14 protein-coding genes are annotated in these 13,653 nt (G+C 73.7%); 8 read left to right on the top strand and 6 right to left on the bottom strand.

Annotated elements, in window-relative coordinates:
• Positions 1-202: 202 nt before the first annotated feature.
• Positions 203-1,945, bottom strand: a complete 1,743-nt coding sequence (lysS, locus tag NRO40_RS17200; RefSeq protein ID WP_058945525.1) for a lysine--tRNA ligase — start codon at positions 1,943-1,945, stop codon at positions 203-205.
• 244 nt (positions 1,946-2,189) lie between these two features.
• Here lysS and argS point away from each other — a divergent pair, with 244 nt between their 5' ends.
• Complete coding sequence (argS, locus tag NRO40_RS17195; protein ID WP_058944254.1) at positions 2,190-3,965, top strand: arginine--tRNA ligase; 1,776 nt, start codon at positions 2,190-2,192, stop codon at positions 3,963-3,965.
• A 72-nt stretch (positions 3,966-4,037) separates the two neighbouring features.
• On the opposite strand, the gene NRO40_RS17190 is transcribed toward argS, so the two are convergent.
• On the bottom strand, positions 4,038-4,307 hold the full coding sequence (locus tag NRO40_RS17190; protein WP_228983566.1) for a DUF1876 domain-containing protein: 270 nt from the start codon (positions 4,305-4,307) through the stop codon (positions 4,038-4,040).
• Between the two features lie 396 nt (positions 4,308-4,703).
• On the opposite strand from NRO40_RS17190, the gene NRO40_RS17185 reads away from it, so the two are divergent.
• The 4 genes from NRO40_RS17185 to NRO40_RS17170 all read left to right on the top strand — a co-directional run bounded on the left by NRO40_RS17185 (position 4,704) and on the right by NRO40_RS17170 (position 7,428).
• A complete protein-coding gene (locus NRO40_RS17185; protein WP_058944281.1) occupies positions 4,704-5,246 on the top strand; it encodes an SRPBCC family protein in 543 nt (180 codons plus the stop codon).
• A 146-nt stretch (positions 5,247-5,392) separates the two neighbouring features.
• Positions 5,393-5,950 carry a hypothetical protein gene (locus NRO40_RS17180; RefSeq protein ID WP_058944255.1) on the top strand — a complete coding sequence of 186 codons (558 nt, stop codon included), beginning with the start codon at positions 5,393-5,395 and terminating at the stop codon, positions 5,948-5,950.
• A 222-nt stretch (positions 5,951-6,172) separates the two neighbouring features.
• A complete protein-coding gene (locus tag NRO40_RS17175; protein WP_058944256.1) occupies positions 6,173-6,709 on the top strand; it encodes a SigE family RNA polymerase sigma factor in 537 nt (178 codons plus the stop codon).
• Positions 6,706-7,428, top strand: a complete 723-nt coding sequence (locus NRO40_RS17170) for a hypothetical protein (RefSeq protein ID WP_058944257.1) — start codon at positions 6,706-6,708, stop codon at positions 7,426-7,428. Before NRO40_RS17175 ends, NRO40_RS17170 begins: the two co-directional genes overlap by 4 nt.
• A 143-nt stretch (positions 7,429-7,571) precedes the next feature.
• Here NRO40_RS17170 and NRO40_RS17165 read toward each other — a convergent pair whose 3' ends face one another.
• Positions 7,572-8,006, bottom strand: a complete 435-nt coding sequence (locus NRO40_RS17165) for a hypothetical protein (protein ID WP_232791212.1) — start codon at positions 8,004-8,006, stop codon at positions 7,572-7,574.
• A gap of 242 nt (positions 8,007-8,248) precedes the next feature.
• Complete coding sequence (gene hemB, locus NRO40_RS17160) at positions 8,249-9,244, bottom strand: porphobilinogen synthase (RefSeq protein WP_079047363.1); 996 nt, start codon at positions 9,242-9,244, stop codon at positions 8,249-8,251.
• A 129-nt stretch (positions 9,245-9,373) separates the two neighbouring features.
• Here hemB and NRO40_RS17155 point away from each other — a divergent pair, with 129 nt between their 5' ends.
• Positions 9,374-10,141 (top strand): alpha/beta fold hydrolase, encoded by a 768-nt coding sequence (locus NRO40_RS17155; protein ID WP_058944260.1) that lies wholly within the window; start codon positions 9,374-9,376, stop codon positions 10,139-10,141.
• A gap of 34 nt (positions 10,142-10,175) precedes the next feature.
• Positions 10,176-10,712, top strand: a complete 537-nt coding sequence (locus tag NRO40_RS17150; RefSeq protein WP_058944261.1) for a hypothetical protein — start codon at positions 10,176-10,178, stop codon at positions 10,710-10,712.
• A 137-nt stretch (positions 10,713-10,849) separates the two neighbouring features.
• Here NRO40_RS17150 and NRO40_RS17145 read toward each other — a convergent pair whose 3' ends face one another.
• Positions 10,850-11,812, bottom strand: coding sequence for a helix-turn-helix transcriptional regulator (locus tag NRO40_RS17145; protein WP_058944282.1), 963 nt, complete (start codon positions 11,810-11,812; stop codon positions 10,850-10,852).
• A gap of 100 nt (positions 11,813-11,912) precedes the next feature.
• Between NRO40_RS17145 and NRO40_RS17140 the strand changes: the two genes are divergently transcribed.
• The gene (locus NRO40_RS17140; RefSeq protein ID WP_058944262.1) at positions 11,913-12,458 is read left to right on the top strand and encodes a DinB family protein; all 546 of its coding nucleotides are present in this window, start codon (positions 11,913-11,915) and stop codon (positions 12,456-12,458) included.
• Between the two features lie 432 nt (positions 12,459-12,890).
• Here NRO40_RS17140 and NRO40_RS17135 read toward each other — a convergent pair whose 3' ends face one another.
• A complete protein-coding gene (locus tag NRO40_RS17135; RefSeq protein WP_058944263.1) occupies positions 12,891-13,499 on the bottom strand; it encodes a hypothetical protein in 609 nt (202 codons plus the stop codon).
• Positions 13,500-13,653: the final 154 nt, after the last annotated feature.

The following is a 13,653-nucleotide window of genomic DNA, read 5'->3' as shown; positions in this document are numbered from 1 at the left end:
GGATGCAGTGCACGCCGGAGGGCCCCACCCCGCAGGGTGAGGCCCTTCATGTGTGCGCGCCTGCGCGCGACGGTCGCCACGGCCCGGGGACGTCGCGCGTCCGGACGGGCACGGCGCCGCGCCGGCCGGGGGGCGGGCAGCCGCGCCCGGGCGCCCCGGGCCGTCCCGGCACCCGGCCGGGCCGCCCCGGGGGTCAGGCGCGTCAGGCGCCGAGCAGCTTGCGCACCCGGTCGGCTCCCACGGCGAGGAGCAGCGTGGGCAGGCGCGGCCCGGTGTCCCGGCTGACGAGGAGCCGGTACAGCAGCGCGAAGAACGTCCGCTGCGCGACCTTCAGCTCAGGCGTCGGCTTGGCCTCCGGGTCGAGCCCGGCCCGCACCTTCGGCACGCCGTAGACGAGGGTGGTGAGCCCGTCCAGCGACCAGTGGCTGTCCAGGCCCTCCAGCAGCAGCGCGAGCGACTCGCGCCCTTCCTCGTCCAGCGAGCCGAGCAGCTCGGTGTCGGGCTCGGAGCGGACGATGGTGCGCTGGTCGGCCGGGACCTGCGTGGAGATCCAGTTCTCCGCGCGGTCCAGCCGGGGACGCGCCTCGTCCAGCGAGGTCAGCGGGTCGGCCGGGTCCAGCTCGCCGAGGATCCGCAGCGTCTGCTCGTCGTGCCCGGCGGTGATGTCGACGACCGAGGCGAGCGTGCGGTACGGCAGCGGGCGCGGCGTGCGCGGCAGCTCACCGGCCGCGGTGCGGACGGCCCGCGCGTGCGCGGCGGCGTCGGCCGGCAGGACCGTGCCGTCGGCGACCTTGGCCTCCAGCTTGTCCCACTCGTCGTACAGCCGCTGGATCTCCTGGTCGAAGGCGATCTTGAAGGACTGGTTGGGCTTGCGGCGCGCGTACAGCCAGCGCAGCAGCGGCGCCTCCATGATCTTCAGCGCGTCCGCCGGGGTCGGCACGCCCCCCTTGGAGGACGACATCTTCGCCATGCCGGAGATCCCCACGAAGGCGTACATGGGGCCGATCGGCTGGACGCCGTCGAAGACCTCGCGGACGATCTGCCCGCCGACGACGAACGACGAGCCCGGCGAGGAGTGGTCCACGCCGCTCGGCTCGAAGATCACGCCCTCGTAGGCCCAGCGCATCGGCCAGTCGACCTTCCAGACCAGCTTGCCGCGGTCGAAGGAGCTCAGCTCGACCGTCTCGGCGAAGCCGCAGGCGCAGGTGTACGCCAGCTCGGTCGACGCGTCGTCGTACGAGGTGACCGTGGTGAGGTCCTTGCCGCACCGACCGCAGTACGGCTTGTACGGGAAGTAGCCGCCGGCGCCGCCCGAGCCGTCGTCCTCGCCGGCCGCGCCGGAGCCCTCGGCGGCCTCCAGCTCGGCCTCGTCGACCGGCTTCTGCTGCTGCTTCTTCGGCTTGCCGGTCGCCTTGTCCTTCGTCCGGTACCGGTCGAGGATCGCGTCGATGTCGCCGCGGTGCGCCATGGCGTGCAGGATCTGCTCGCGGTAGGCGCCCGAGGTGTACATCTCGGTCTGGCTGATCCCGTCGTACTCGACGCCCAGCTCGGCGAGCGACTCGATCATCCCGGCCTTGAAGTGCTCCGCCCAGTTCTCGTGCGGGGAGCCGGCGGGGGCCGGGACGGAGGTGAGCGGCTTGCCGATGTGCTCGGCCCAGGAGTCGTCCACGCCCGGGACACCGGCCGGGACCTTGCGGTAGCGGTCGTAGTCGTCCCAGGAGATCAGGTGGCGGACCTCGTGCCCCCGGCGGCGGATCTCGTCGGCGACCAGGTGCGGGGTCATGACCTCGCGGAGGTTGCCGAGGTGGATCGGGCCGGACGGGGACAGACCGGAGGCGACGACGACCGGTTTGCCAGGCGCACGTCGCTCCGACTCGGCGATGACCTCGTCCGCGAAACGGGAGACCCAGTCGGTCTCGGTGCTGCTCTGAGCCACGATCGGCACGTCCTTGGTTTCTCTGCGGGTTCTCTGCGGGTGGTGATGGGGCCGGCGCTGGGGTGTCGCCCCTCGCCATTCTCCCAGACGGAACGACGGGTCCCGTGGTTGTCCACAGGCCCCGGAGACCTCGGAGCGGTCCCGGGAAAGAGGTTGCTCGGCCGTGGGACACTTGACAACCGGAAAAGCACCACGCGCGGCCGTGCCGCCGCGCGGCCGGCACCCACAGACCCCGACACAGGAACGGAAGCTCATGGCCTCGGTCCCTTCCCTCGCTTCGACCGTGCAGCAGTGCCTCGCGGACGCCCTCTCGGCAGCCCTGCCGGAGGCCGGTTCGGCCGACCCGCTGCTGCGACGAAGCGACCGGGCCGACTTCCAGGCCAACGGCATCCTGGCCCTCGCCAAGAAGCTCAAGGGCAACCCGCGCGAGCTGGCGACGAAGGTCGTGGCGGCCCTCCCGGCGAACGACGTCCTGAAGGACATCGAGGTCTCCGGCCCCGGCTTCCTCAACATCACCATCACGGACGCGGCGATCACGGGGACCCTCGCCGCCCGCGCCGCCGACGACCGCCTCGGCGTCCCGTACGCCGGGAAGGCCGGCACCACGGTGATCGACTATGCCCAGCCGAACGTGGCGAAGGAGATGCACGTCGGGCACCTGCGCTCCGCCGTCATCGGCGACGCCATGGTCAAGATCCTGGAGTTCGCGGGCGAGAAGGTGGTCCGCCGCCACCACATCGGTGACTGGGGCACCCAGTTCGGCATGCTCATCCAGTACCTGATCGAGCACCCGCACGAGCTGGACCACAAGGACGCGGACGTCTCCGGCGAGGAGGCGATGTCCAACCTGAACCGCCTCTACAAGGCGGCCCGCGCCCTGTTCGACTCCGACGAGGAGTTCAAGGCCCGCTCCCGCGACCGTGTGGTGGCCCTCCAGTCCGGCGACGAGGAGACCCTCGCGCTCTGGCAGCGGTTCGTCGACGAGTCGAAGATCTACTTCTACTCGGTCTTCGACAAGCTGGACATGGAGATCGACGACCCGGACGTGGTCGGCGAGTCCGGGTACAACGACATGCTCGACGAGACGTGCCGCCTGCTGGAGGAGTCCGGCGTCGCGGTCCGCTCCGAGGGCGCCCTGTGCGTGTTCTTCGACGACGTGAAGGGCCCCGACGGCAACCCGGTCCCCCTGATCGTCCGGAAGTCCAACGGCGGCTACGGCTACGCGGCCACCGACCTGTCGGCGATCCGCGACCGCGTGCAGAAGCTCGGCGCCGACACCCTGGTGTACGTCGTGGACGCCCGCCAGTCGCTGCACTTCAAGATGGTGTTCGAGACGGCCCGCCGCGCGGGCTGGCTGAACGACCGGACCCACGCGGTGCAGCTCGCCTTCGGCACGGTCCTCGGCAAGGACGGCAAGCCGTTCAAGACCCGTGAGGGCGAGACCGTCCGGCTGGTCGACCTGCTGGACGAGGCGATCGACCGGGCGGCGGCCGTGGTCCGCGAGAAGAACGAGGACGTCCCCGAGGCCCAGCGGCTGACCGAGGACGAGATCGCCGAGCGTGCCGCCCAGGTCGGCATCGGCGCGATCAAGTACGCGGACCTGTCCACCTCCGCGTCCCGCGACTACAAGTTCGACCTGGACCAGATGGTGTCGCTCAACGGCGACACGTCCGTCTACCTCCAGTACGCGTACGCCCGGATCAAGTCGATCATCCGCAAGGCCGGTGAGGCCCGGCCCGCCGCCCACCCGGAGATCGCCCTGGCCCCGGCCGAGCGCGCGCTGGGCCTGCACCTGGACCGGTTCGGCGAGACGCTCGCCGAGGTGGCGGAGACGTACGAGCCGCACAAGCTCGCCGCGTACCTGTACCAGCTGGCGTCGCTCTACACGTCGTTCTACTCGGAGTGCCCGGTCCTCAAGGCGGACACCCCGCAGCAGGTCGAGAACCGGCTGTTCCTGTGCGACCTGACCGCCCGCACGCTGGGCCAGGGCATGGCACTGCTGGGCATCCGGACGCCCGAGCGCCTCTGACGAGGCAGGACCGGAGGGGGGCGGCGCCGCGGCGCCGCCCCCTCCGGCGTCCCGCGCCCGACCCTCCCCGGCTCAGATCAGTGGCCGTGAGGGCTTCCCCCTCGCCTCGTCGATCTCCACGTGGGCCTTCTGGAGCAGCTGGGTGGCGATGTCCATCAGCGCGCGGGCGCCCGCGATCTCCTCGCCGACCCGCAGCTGCCCGGAGTCCGAGGGGTGGCGCTGGGCCTGGCCGTGCCCGCGTACCTCGGTCCCGTCACCGAGCCGCACCAGAGCGGCGGCCCGGGTGCGGTCGCCGTCCTCGCGGAACTCCATGTCGACGTGCCATCCGACGAGTGTGTGCATGCGGATCACCTCCGATGGTTCCCTTCCAGAATCCTCCGACCGGCCCCACCGCGCCCCTCCACCGCAACCCGAGCCGTCCGCGTCCTGTTCTCCCTCCCGGGAGAAGGAGCTCCAGGGGCAGCAGAACGCCTCTTCGCCGCCGTCCCCGTGCCCGAGGACGCCGACCGGCTGACCGCCCCGGCCACGACCCCGCTCCGTCCGCAGCCCCCGTCGGCGCACAGGTCGCCACACCCGCCGGACGACCCTGACCCCGATCGGCCACCGGACCCGGCCCTCGACCCGCGGGTCACCCCGGACGGGGCCGGCACCGCCCCCGGCCGCCGCCCGTCCCCGGCACCGCGCCCGGCCCCCGCCGCCGACCCCGACCGCGCCCGGCCCCCGGCCTACGATCCCCCCATGCGTTACGCAGACGGCCCGACCGCGACCGCCGAGAGCACGATCGACGCACCCCCCGCGCGCGTGTGGGAGCTCGTGACCGACATCGGCCTCCCCGCCCGCCTCAGCCCCGAACTCCGGTACGCGGCCTGGCTGGACGGGGCGACCGCCCCGGCCGTGGGGGCCCGCTTCGAGGGGCACAACGACCACCCGCTGGTCGGCACGTGGCGTACCCACGCGCACGTCGTGGAGCTGGTCGAGCAGCGGGTGTTCGCCTGGGCGGTCACCGACCCCGACGACCGCTTCGGCGGCGGGGAGCCCGACCCGGACCGGCCGCTGGCGACCTGGCGGTTCGACCTGTCCCCCGCGCCCGGGGGCGGCACCCGCCTGCGCCTCGGCACGCGCCTGGGCCCCGCCCGGTCCGGGGTGAGCCTGGCCATCGACCGGGCGCCGGACCGCGAGGAGCACATCGTGGCCGCACGCCTCGCCGAGCTGCGTACCGGCATGGCGGCCACCCTCGACGGCGTCAGGGCCCTGGCGGAGGACCGCCCCACGGCGCCCTGAGCCCGAAGGGCCGGGCCACCGGACACGATCCCGTCGGAAAAACTTCCGACACCGTGTCATCCGGGTCCGCCCCGGGAGGAGTTCATACGGGTGGAGAGGCGCCGCTCCGTCGAGTCCACCCGCACTTCCCGAGGAGACCCGCATCCATGACCCGGATGAAGCAGTACGCGGCGACCGCCGCCGTGGCCGCCGTCCTGGCGGCCGTGCCGACGGGGGCGTACGCCGCCGAGCGGACCGTCCCGCAGCGGGGCGCCGTGGCCGCACCCGCCGAGCGGGGCGCCACCACGTCCCCGATCCGCACGGTGCGGTCGGGTGAGCGCGTCGACACCGGGCGCGGCTACACACTGTGGCTGACCCCGCAGGGCAAGCACTGGTCGGACCCGGACGGCTTCGAGAACTTCCGCAGCGTCGTCGACGGCAACATCGACCGGTCGCGGCCGGGCGTCAGCCACCAGACGGACGGCGACCCCGCCGGAACGTTCCACTCCGGCGTGTTCCACGGCGCGAGGAAGGCCGCCCGCGTCGAGCTCGTCGCCGCCGACGGTACGCGGACCCCCGCGTCCCTCGTCCGGCTGCCCGGCAACCCCGACTGGGGCGCCTGGTACGTGCACACACCGCCGTCGACGGGCGAGGGCGTCCCGGGCGTGGCCCTGTACGACCGTTCGGGCCGGCTCCTCGCCGAGCTGCCCGCCTGGGACTTCTGACCCGTCCCCCGCGACCCGTGGCAGGGCCCGGTTCGGGGCGGGCCCTGCCACGCGACACCCGGGACGCCGGCCCCCGCACCCCACGGCCACCGACCACCCCGCCACCGCCGCCACGAGCCGCCCCCGACCACACACCCCACGGCCACGAACCGCCCACCCCCATCGCCCAGCCCCATCGCCCACCGCCACCGCCACCGCCGTACGAACGCGAGGTTCCGCACCGTGCCGCACGGGTCCGACGCCGAGGCCACCGACTTCGCCGACTTCGCCACGGCCGCCTGGCCCCGCCTGGTGCGCACCGCCCAGCTCCTCACCGGTGACTTCCACGAGGCGGAGGACCTGGTGCAGACGACGCTCGCCAAGCTCTACGGCCGGTGGCGGAAGGTGCCGCGCGACCAGATCGACCTGTACGTGCGCCGCGCCCTGGTCAACAACAACCTCAGCCGCCTGCGCCGCAGACGGGTCGTCCACCTGCTGACCCCGTTGCTGCCCGACGCGGCCCGCCACGCCCACGCCGGCCACGCGGACACGATCGACCAGCGGACGGCGCTCATGCGGGCGCTCGCCGACCTCTCCTCCCGGCAGCGGGCCGTGATGGTGCTGCGGTACTGGGAGGACCTGAACGAGCAGGACATCGCGGAGGTGCTCGGCTGCTCGGTCGGCACGGTCAAGACGCACGCCCGGCGCGGTCTGGAGGCGCTGCGCGCCCACCCCGTCCTCGACCCCCACCTCCACGCCTCCCCGGGAGCAGAGCGATGACCCCCGAACCCCCGGCGGACGCCGAGGCCGCCGCCCGCAGGCTCCGGGTGGTGTTCACGGAGACCGCCCACGACATCACCCCGGCCCCGGTGCCGCTGGCGGCCATCGAACGCGCCGGCCGCGCCCGCCTGCGGCGCCGCTCGGCGGCCCTGGCCACGGGGTGCGCCCTCGCCGTGACGGCGGTGGCCCTCACGTTGACGCAGGTCCTGGCACCGGCGCGGTCCCCGTCGCCGGCCGCCCCGGCCACCCCCGTGCCGGGCCCGACCGTCCCGCCGTCCCCGTCGCGGCCCGCGTCGCCGCCGGCCGTGCCGCCCAGGGTGGTGGCGGCCGGCGAGCGGGTCGACGCGGGACGCGGCTGGAAGGTCTGGCTGACCGCCGAGGGCAAGCACTGGTCGGGCCCCGACGGCTTCGAGAACTTCCGCAGCGTCACCGACGGCAACATCGACCTCGGCGAGCCGGGCCTCAGCCACCAGTCGGAAGGCGACCAGAAGGGAACGTTCCACTCGGGGGTCTACCACGGCACGAAGGGCGCCGCCCGCGTGGAGCTCACCGGCCCGGACGGCACCAGGACGTCCGCGACCCTGCTGGAGCTCCCCGGCTCGCCCGGCTGGGGCGTCTGGTACGCCACCACTCCGCCCGCCCCGGACGGGGACGCGGGCGGCGACCGCCTGGCCCTCTACGACGCCGCCGGCACACTCCTCGCCGCGCTACCGGGCTAGGGCCTGTCCGACGGGACTCCGCACCGCCTCGGGTACCGCCAGCGCCGCAGCGATCCGGCTCCGGCCCCGAACACACGTGAACCAGCCCCGACCCGCTGCGAACCCGCTGGGAACACGGTCCGCCACGGGCTCGCAGGCGGCCTTCAGCGCTGCCAGAGGAAGGCGGCCTCGCCGCAGGGGCGGCAGTGGAAGACGTAGCCGCGGCCACCCCCGCCGAAGTTGGCGGAGGTCTCGAAGTCGGCTCCCTCTTCGAGTTCGGCCGTGAAGCTCATACGGGCGGTGCAGGAGGGGCAGCCGGGAGTCTCGTCGCCTTGGATCCAGTCGGGTTCGCCACCCAGCCGTCCCAGCACCGGCTCCGCGGTCGGGGTGTCGGCGGGGCGGGGGCACAGGGCGGTCACCGCACCGAGCTGCGTCTCACCCTGGGCGGGAACGGCGGCCGCCGACAGCGGCCCTTCCCACACGTAGACGCGGTTGGCACCGGAGGTGGCGTCCCAGTCGTCGCACATGCCCGGGTCGTTCTGGCAGAGGAAGACCGCGATCACCCCCTGGGCGAGGGGCAGATGCGCGAGGAACAGCATGGGCCGGCCACACTCGCGGCAGTCCGGCCAGACGAATCCCTCGGGGACGAGTGGCACTCCCCCCGTGCGCGGTCCGAGAGCGTCAGCTACGGCTTTCCCGCCGTGTACCAGGAGCATGGCCGAAGCCTAGGCACGACCTCTCGCCCCCGACCGCGAGGGGGCCGGGCACGGCCAGAGCCGCCCGCCCCCCACCACCGACCACCGACCACCGGCTCCCGGCTCCCGGCTCCCGACCGCGTCGGCTAGCGGCCCAGCCGCTGCGCGACCTCGGTCGCCCAGTACGTGAGGATCATCTTCGCGCCCGCCCGCCGGATGCCGGTGAGGGACTCCAGGATCGCCTGCTCCCGGTCGATCCAGCCCTTCTCCGCCGCCGCCTCGACCATCGCGTACTCGCCGCTGATCTGGTACGCCGCGACCGGCACGTCCACCGCGTCAGCGACCTTCGCCAGTACGTCGAGGTAGGGCCCGGCCGGCTTGACCATCACCATGTCGGCGCCCTCGTCCAGGTCGAGCGCCAGCTCCCGCATCGACTCCCGCAGGTTCGCCGCGTCCTGCTGGTACGTCTTGCGGTCACCCGTCAGCGACGAACCGACCGCCTCGCGGAACGGCCCGTAGAAGGCGGAGGCGTACTTCACGGTGTACGCGAGGATCGACACGTCCTCCTTGCCGATCGTGTCGAGCGCGTCGCGGACGACGCCGACCTGGCCGTCCATCATGCCGCTCGGCCCGACGACGTGGACGCCCGCGTCGGCCTGGACCTGCGCCATCTCGGCGTACCGCTCCAGGGTCGCGTCGTTGTCGACGCGCCCGTCGGCGTCCAGCACTCCGCAGTGCCCGTGGTCGGTGTACTCGTCGAGGCACAGGTCCGACATGATCACCAGGTCGTCCCCGACCTCGGCCCGCACGTCCCGGATGGCGACCTGCAGAATGCCGTCCGGGTCGGTCCCCGCCGTCCCGACCGCGTCCTTCTTCGCGTCCTCCGGCACGCCGAACAGCATGATCCCGGAGACCCCGGCCTCGACCGCCTCCACGGCGGCCTTCCGCAGCGTGTCCCGGGTGTGCTGCACGACGCCGGGCATCGCCGAGATCGGCACCGGCTCGCTCACGCCCTCCCGCACGAACGCGGGCAGGATCAGGTCGGCCGGATGCAGCCGCGTCTCCGCGACCATCCGCCGCATCGCGGGCGTGGTACGCAGCCGCCGCGGCCGCGCCCCGGGAAAGGATCCGTACACAGTCATGCCCCTCACGCTACGCCCGCCCCACCGGTGCCTTTGCCGACGCCCAGTCGGCGCCGCGCCGTCGGCGGGTCGCGCCCGCGAGGTACCGTGTCCCGGCAGTGATCATGCCGCCGTGGGGGGAGACAGACCGTGCGCAGCGCAGCCGTGACGGCCGCCGGGGACCGCATCCGCTGGGTGGAGCTCCCGGGCCGTGACCCAGTGCGCGTCTACGTGCACGGACTGGGCGCCACCTCGCCCGCGTACTTCGCCGCGACGGCGGTGCACCCCCTGCTGGCCGGCCACCGCTCCCTCCTGGTCGACCTGCTCGGCCACGGGCACAGCGACCGCCCCACGTCGTTCGCGTACACCCTCGAAGACCACGCCGACACGCTCGCCGCCGCCCTGCGCGCCGCGGACGTCGCCGGGGCCGAGCTCGTCGCGCACAGCATGGGCGGTTCGGTCGCCGTCGTGCTCGCCGCCCGCCACCCCGAGCTGGTCTCCCGGCTCGTCCTGGTCGACGCCAACCTCGACCCGCTGCCCCGCGTCCCGGGCACCGCCGGGAGCAGCGGCATCGCGGCGTACACCGAGGAGGAGTTCGTCACCGGCGGCTGGCGCGAGGTCCGCGACCGGGTGGGCGCGCACTGGTGGTCGACGATGCGCCTGGCGGGCCTGGAGGCCCTGCACCGCAGCGCGACCCACCTGGTCCGCGGCACGACCCCGACCATCCGGGAGCTGCTGCTGGCGCTGCCGGTGCCGCGCACCTTCCTGTACCCGCGGGCCGACGCCCCGTTCCCGGGCGCGGCGGAACTGGTCGCGGCGGGTGTGACCGTCACGGCGGTCCCCGACTGCGGACACAACGTCATGCTGGACAACCCCGAGGCGTTCGCCCGGGCCGTGGCGGACGCGCCGGCCGGCTGAGGCGGCTGTCGGTGCGGGCGGTTAGCCTGCGCGGGTGACACAGACGCCCGGTGACGACCGCCGCCTCCCGCCCGCCCTCGCCGACGTGGCCCGCGTCGGCTTCGACTACGACGGGGGCGAGGGCATCGACTTCGAGCCGTACGACGCCTTCGACTCCGCCGAGGAGACCACCGACTGGTTCCGCCAGTGGACGGGGAACCCCGAGGTCGACGGTGACGCCTATCGGGTCTTCGGGCAGGACGGCTCGGGCGGTCTCGCCGCCGTCTGGTACGGGCGGCCGGGACGGCCCCTCGCCGGGCAGCCCGTGGTGTTCCTGGGCTCGGAGGGCGAGTCCGGCGTGGTCGCCGGGAACCTCTCCGACTTCCTGTGGGTGCTGGCCGACGGCGTCGGGCCGCTGGAGTCCGTGCTGTACGGGGCCCCCGAGCCCCGCCCGAGCGCGCCCCGCACCGCGCTGACCGAGGTCGCCGAGCGGCACGCGACCACCCCGCGCCGCCCGGCCCGCGACATCATCGCCGGGGCCCGCGCGGAGTTCCCCACCATCGCCGAGGACATCGACGCCCTGTGCCGCTGACGCCCGGCTGACGTACGGCTGACGACGGGCGGCGGTCGGGAGACGATGGACCGGCCGCCGCCTCAGGGTCGTCCGTGCGAAGTCGCGGCCCGGGGGTACCGGCGGGGACAGCGGGAGCGTCCAGGCCGGTCGGCCTGTCAGTCCCGTACCGCGCGGTCGAACCGGGCTGCCCAGTCGCGGAGCTGGTCGACCATCTCGGCCGGTTCGAGCACGCGGAACTCGGCGCCGAGGGAGCCCAGCGCCAGGGTCGGCCAGTCCAGCGAGTCGCTGGTCATGCGGACCCGGCAGTGCTCGGCGTCCACTTCCTCGACCGTGCTCCACCGGCCGATCCGTTCCCGTACGGTCGCGGCCGGGGCGTTCACCAGGGCCGTCACCCGGTACGGGCGCGGCAGGTTGCCGATCCCGGCGCGGACGAACTCGGCGGCGTCGGCGGCGGGCAGGGCGCGCGGGCGGAACGGCGTGCCGGTGCCGTCCGGCGCGGTGAGCCGGTCGACCCGGAAGCTGCGCCAGTCCTGCCGCGTGAGGTCGTACGCGACCAGGTACCAGCGGCGCGCGAGGCGGACCAGCCGGTGGGGCTCGACCTCCCGGTCGGTGCGGCGGCCGTCGGCGGCGGCGTAGCCGAAGCGGAGCCGTTCGCTGTCCCGGCAGGCCAGCGCCAGCGTGGTCAGCACGCCCGGGTCGACTCCCGCCCGGTCCGGGCTGCCCCAGCCGGCGGGCACGGTCATCGCGCGCAGCGCCTCGACCCGGTGGCGCAGCCGGGCGGGCATCACCTGCGCCACCTTGGCCAGCACCCGGATCGAGGACTCGGCGATGCCCTCCACCGCGCCCTCCGCGGCGGTGTGCATCCCGACGGCCAGGGCGACCGCCTCGTCGTCGTCGATCACCAGTGGCGGCAGCGCGGCACCCGCGGCGAGCTGGTAGCCGCCGTCGACACCGCGCTGGGCCTCCACCGGATAGCCGAGCTCGCGCAGCCGGTCGACGTCCCGGCGCAGTGTGCGGACCGAGACGCCGAGCCGGTCGGCCAGTTCGGTGCCCGGCCAGTAGCGGTGGGTCTGCAGGAGGGACAGCAGTCGCAGCGTCCGGGTGCTGGTGTTCGCCATGCCTCCGATCATCCCGGGAATTCAGGACGGGAAGTGGCCGCTATGGCTTCTACCGTCGTCGTAGACCGAGGAACACGGACCCCACCGGAGGCGGAAGACCATGACCGAGACCCCGAACCTGCACGAGGCGGCCGCCCTCACCGGCGAGCGTGCCGACCTGCTGCAGACGCTGGGCATGCACCGGAACTTCCTGCGCTTCACCACCCAGGGCCTCACCGACGAGCAGGCCGGGTCGCGGACCACCGTCAGCGCCCTGTGCGTGGGCGGCCTGGTCAAGCACGTCGCCGAGATGGAGCGGATCTGGGTCGACTTCATCGTGGAGGGCCCGTCGGCCATGCCCGACTTCAACGCCATGGCCGAGACCGACTCCGCCGAGCGGGAGGACGAGTTCCGCCTGCTGCCCGGCGAGACGCTGGCCGGCGTGCTGGCCGAGTACGAGGCGGTGGCCCGCCGAACCGACGAGCTGGTCGCCGCCCTGCCCGACCTGGACATGGACCATCCGCTGCCGGAGGCGCCGTGGTTCAAGCCCGGGGTCCGGTGGTCGGCCCGCCGGGTGCTGCTGCACGTCATCGCCGAGACCGCGCAGCACGCCGGGCACGCCGACATCATCCGCGAGTCCCTCGACGGCGCCAAGACGATGGGCTGACCGGCCGCCCGGCCCCTCGGGAGCACCCGGACGGAAACCGGCGGTGGGCGGGTACGCCCGCCGGGTGCTTCATGGCGGCGGGGAGGTCGGCGGTCGGCGCGCGGTGGACGACGGCCAGGGGCGGCGCCCCGCGCGAAACCGGTCGGCGACACCCGGGGCCGGCCCGCGCACGTCGGCGGCGGACCCGGGCCCGGCCCGCGCACGTCGTAGGGGCAGGTGCGGGGTGAGGCGCCCGTACCCGCGGCGCGGGCCCGCGAGGAAGGCGGCCGCCCCTTCGCACCGCCCGCCCGGTCCGGCAGGGGACGGTCCCACGGACGCGGAAGCCTCCAAAGCCCCCACGCGCGCCCCCGGAACGTCCGCCCACGCCTTCGGGGGCCCTCCGCCGGAAGACCCCCGACGCGGTCTCACGCCGGGACGAGAGGTGACGCGACCTCAGATGGTCGGGGTGTCGTCGACGATCGGCCTGTGAATCTCGACGACCGGCTTCCACCCCGCGGAGAACTCGATGAATTCCGCACGGGTGGGGTAGGTGTCGATCGCGCGACGGTCACGCTTGGGGCTGTCGCCCCCCTTGCGCCCCCGGGGAACCTGCTCCTCGTAGATGTCGACCTTCACGTCGGGAACCTCCTTGAGGCCCTGGCGCCAGATCTGCACGACGTCGGCGCCGAACGCCTGCCGGGCCGCGGCGTAAAGGGCCGTGAGGGAGCCCCTGTCCCCACCGGGGACGAAAAGCGCCAGGTCCAGCACGACACCGGCCGACTGGAGGACCTCGATGGTCTCCGAGCCGTCCTCGTCGGCCACGTAGACTCCGGCTTCGTTCTCGTCGTCGGGAAGGCAGGAGACCTCTTCCTGGAATACGGTCCTCGCCGTGATCGAGCCGCCCTCGAAATCCTCACCGGACTTGGTCAGAAAAGCAGGGACATAGCAGTCGGGAAGTTTGAGTTCTGCCGTGTCGGCGGAAACGAGGATCCTGTCCTTCACGCCGAGCTTCGTCACCTCTTCCAGCGAGAGGCGGCGAGCGGCTGTCTTCTCCGTGTTCACGATTTCCCTTTCAGGTCGCACTGTCCCTCCGAGCGAGGACGCTACCACGAAACCGCGAGGTCAACTGCCCCGTAAACCCTGGGCAGATGACCTCCGACAACCTGCACGGGAGGGCATCGGAGCGCGTGCCACTCGGCCGGGAGCACGCATTCGC

The organism is Streptomyces changanensis, assembly GCF_024600715.1.
Taxonomy (GTDB): Bacteria; Actinomycetota; Actinomycetes; order Streptomycetales; family Streptomycetaceae; genus Streptomyces; species Streptomyces changanensis.
The sequence above is the reverse complement of the archived record's forward strand: the minus strand, read 5'-3'. Positions and strand labels throughout refer to the sequence as shown.

Coding starts and splice junctions, on each gene's coding strand:
- argS (WP_058944254.1), top strand. CDS start 2,190: ATGGCCTCGGTCCCTTCCCTCGCTTCGACCGTGCAGCAGTGCCTCGCG.
- NRO40_RS17190 (WP_228983566.1), bottom strand. CDS start 4,307: ATGCACACACTCGTCGGATGGCACGTCGACATGGAGTTCCGCGAGGAC.
- NRO40_RS17185 (WP_058944281.1), top strand. CDS start 4,704: ATGCGTTACGCAGACGGCCCGACCGCGACCGCCGAGAGCACGATCGAC.
- NRO40_RS17180 (WP_058944255.1), top strand. CDS start 5,393: ATGACCCGGATGAAGCAGTACGCGGCGACCGCCGCCGTGGCCGCCGTC.
- NRO40_RS17170 (WP_058944257.1), top strand. CDS start 6,706: ATGACCCCCGAACCCCCGGCGGACGCCGAGGCCGCCGCCCGCAGGCTC.
- NRO40_RS17165 (WP_232791212.1), bottom strand. CDS start 8,006: ATGCTGTTCCTCGCGCATCTGCCCCTCGCCCAGGGGGTGATCGCGGTC.
- hemB (WP_079047363.1), bottom strand. CDS start 9,244: ATGACTGTGTACGGATCCTTTCCCGGGGCGCGGCCGCGGCGGCTGCGT.
- NRO40_RS17145 (WP_058944282.1), bottom strand. CDS start 11,812: ATGGCGAACACCAGCACCCGGACGCTGCGACTGCTGTCCCTCCTGCAG.
- NRO40_RS17140 (WP_058944262.1), top strand. CDS start 11,913: ATGACCGAGACCCCGAACCTGCACGAGGCGGCCGCCCTCACCGGCGAG.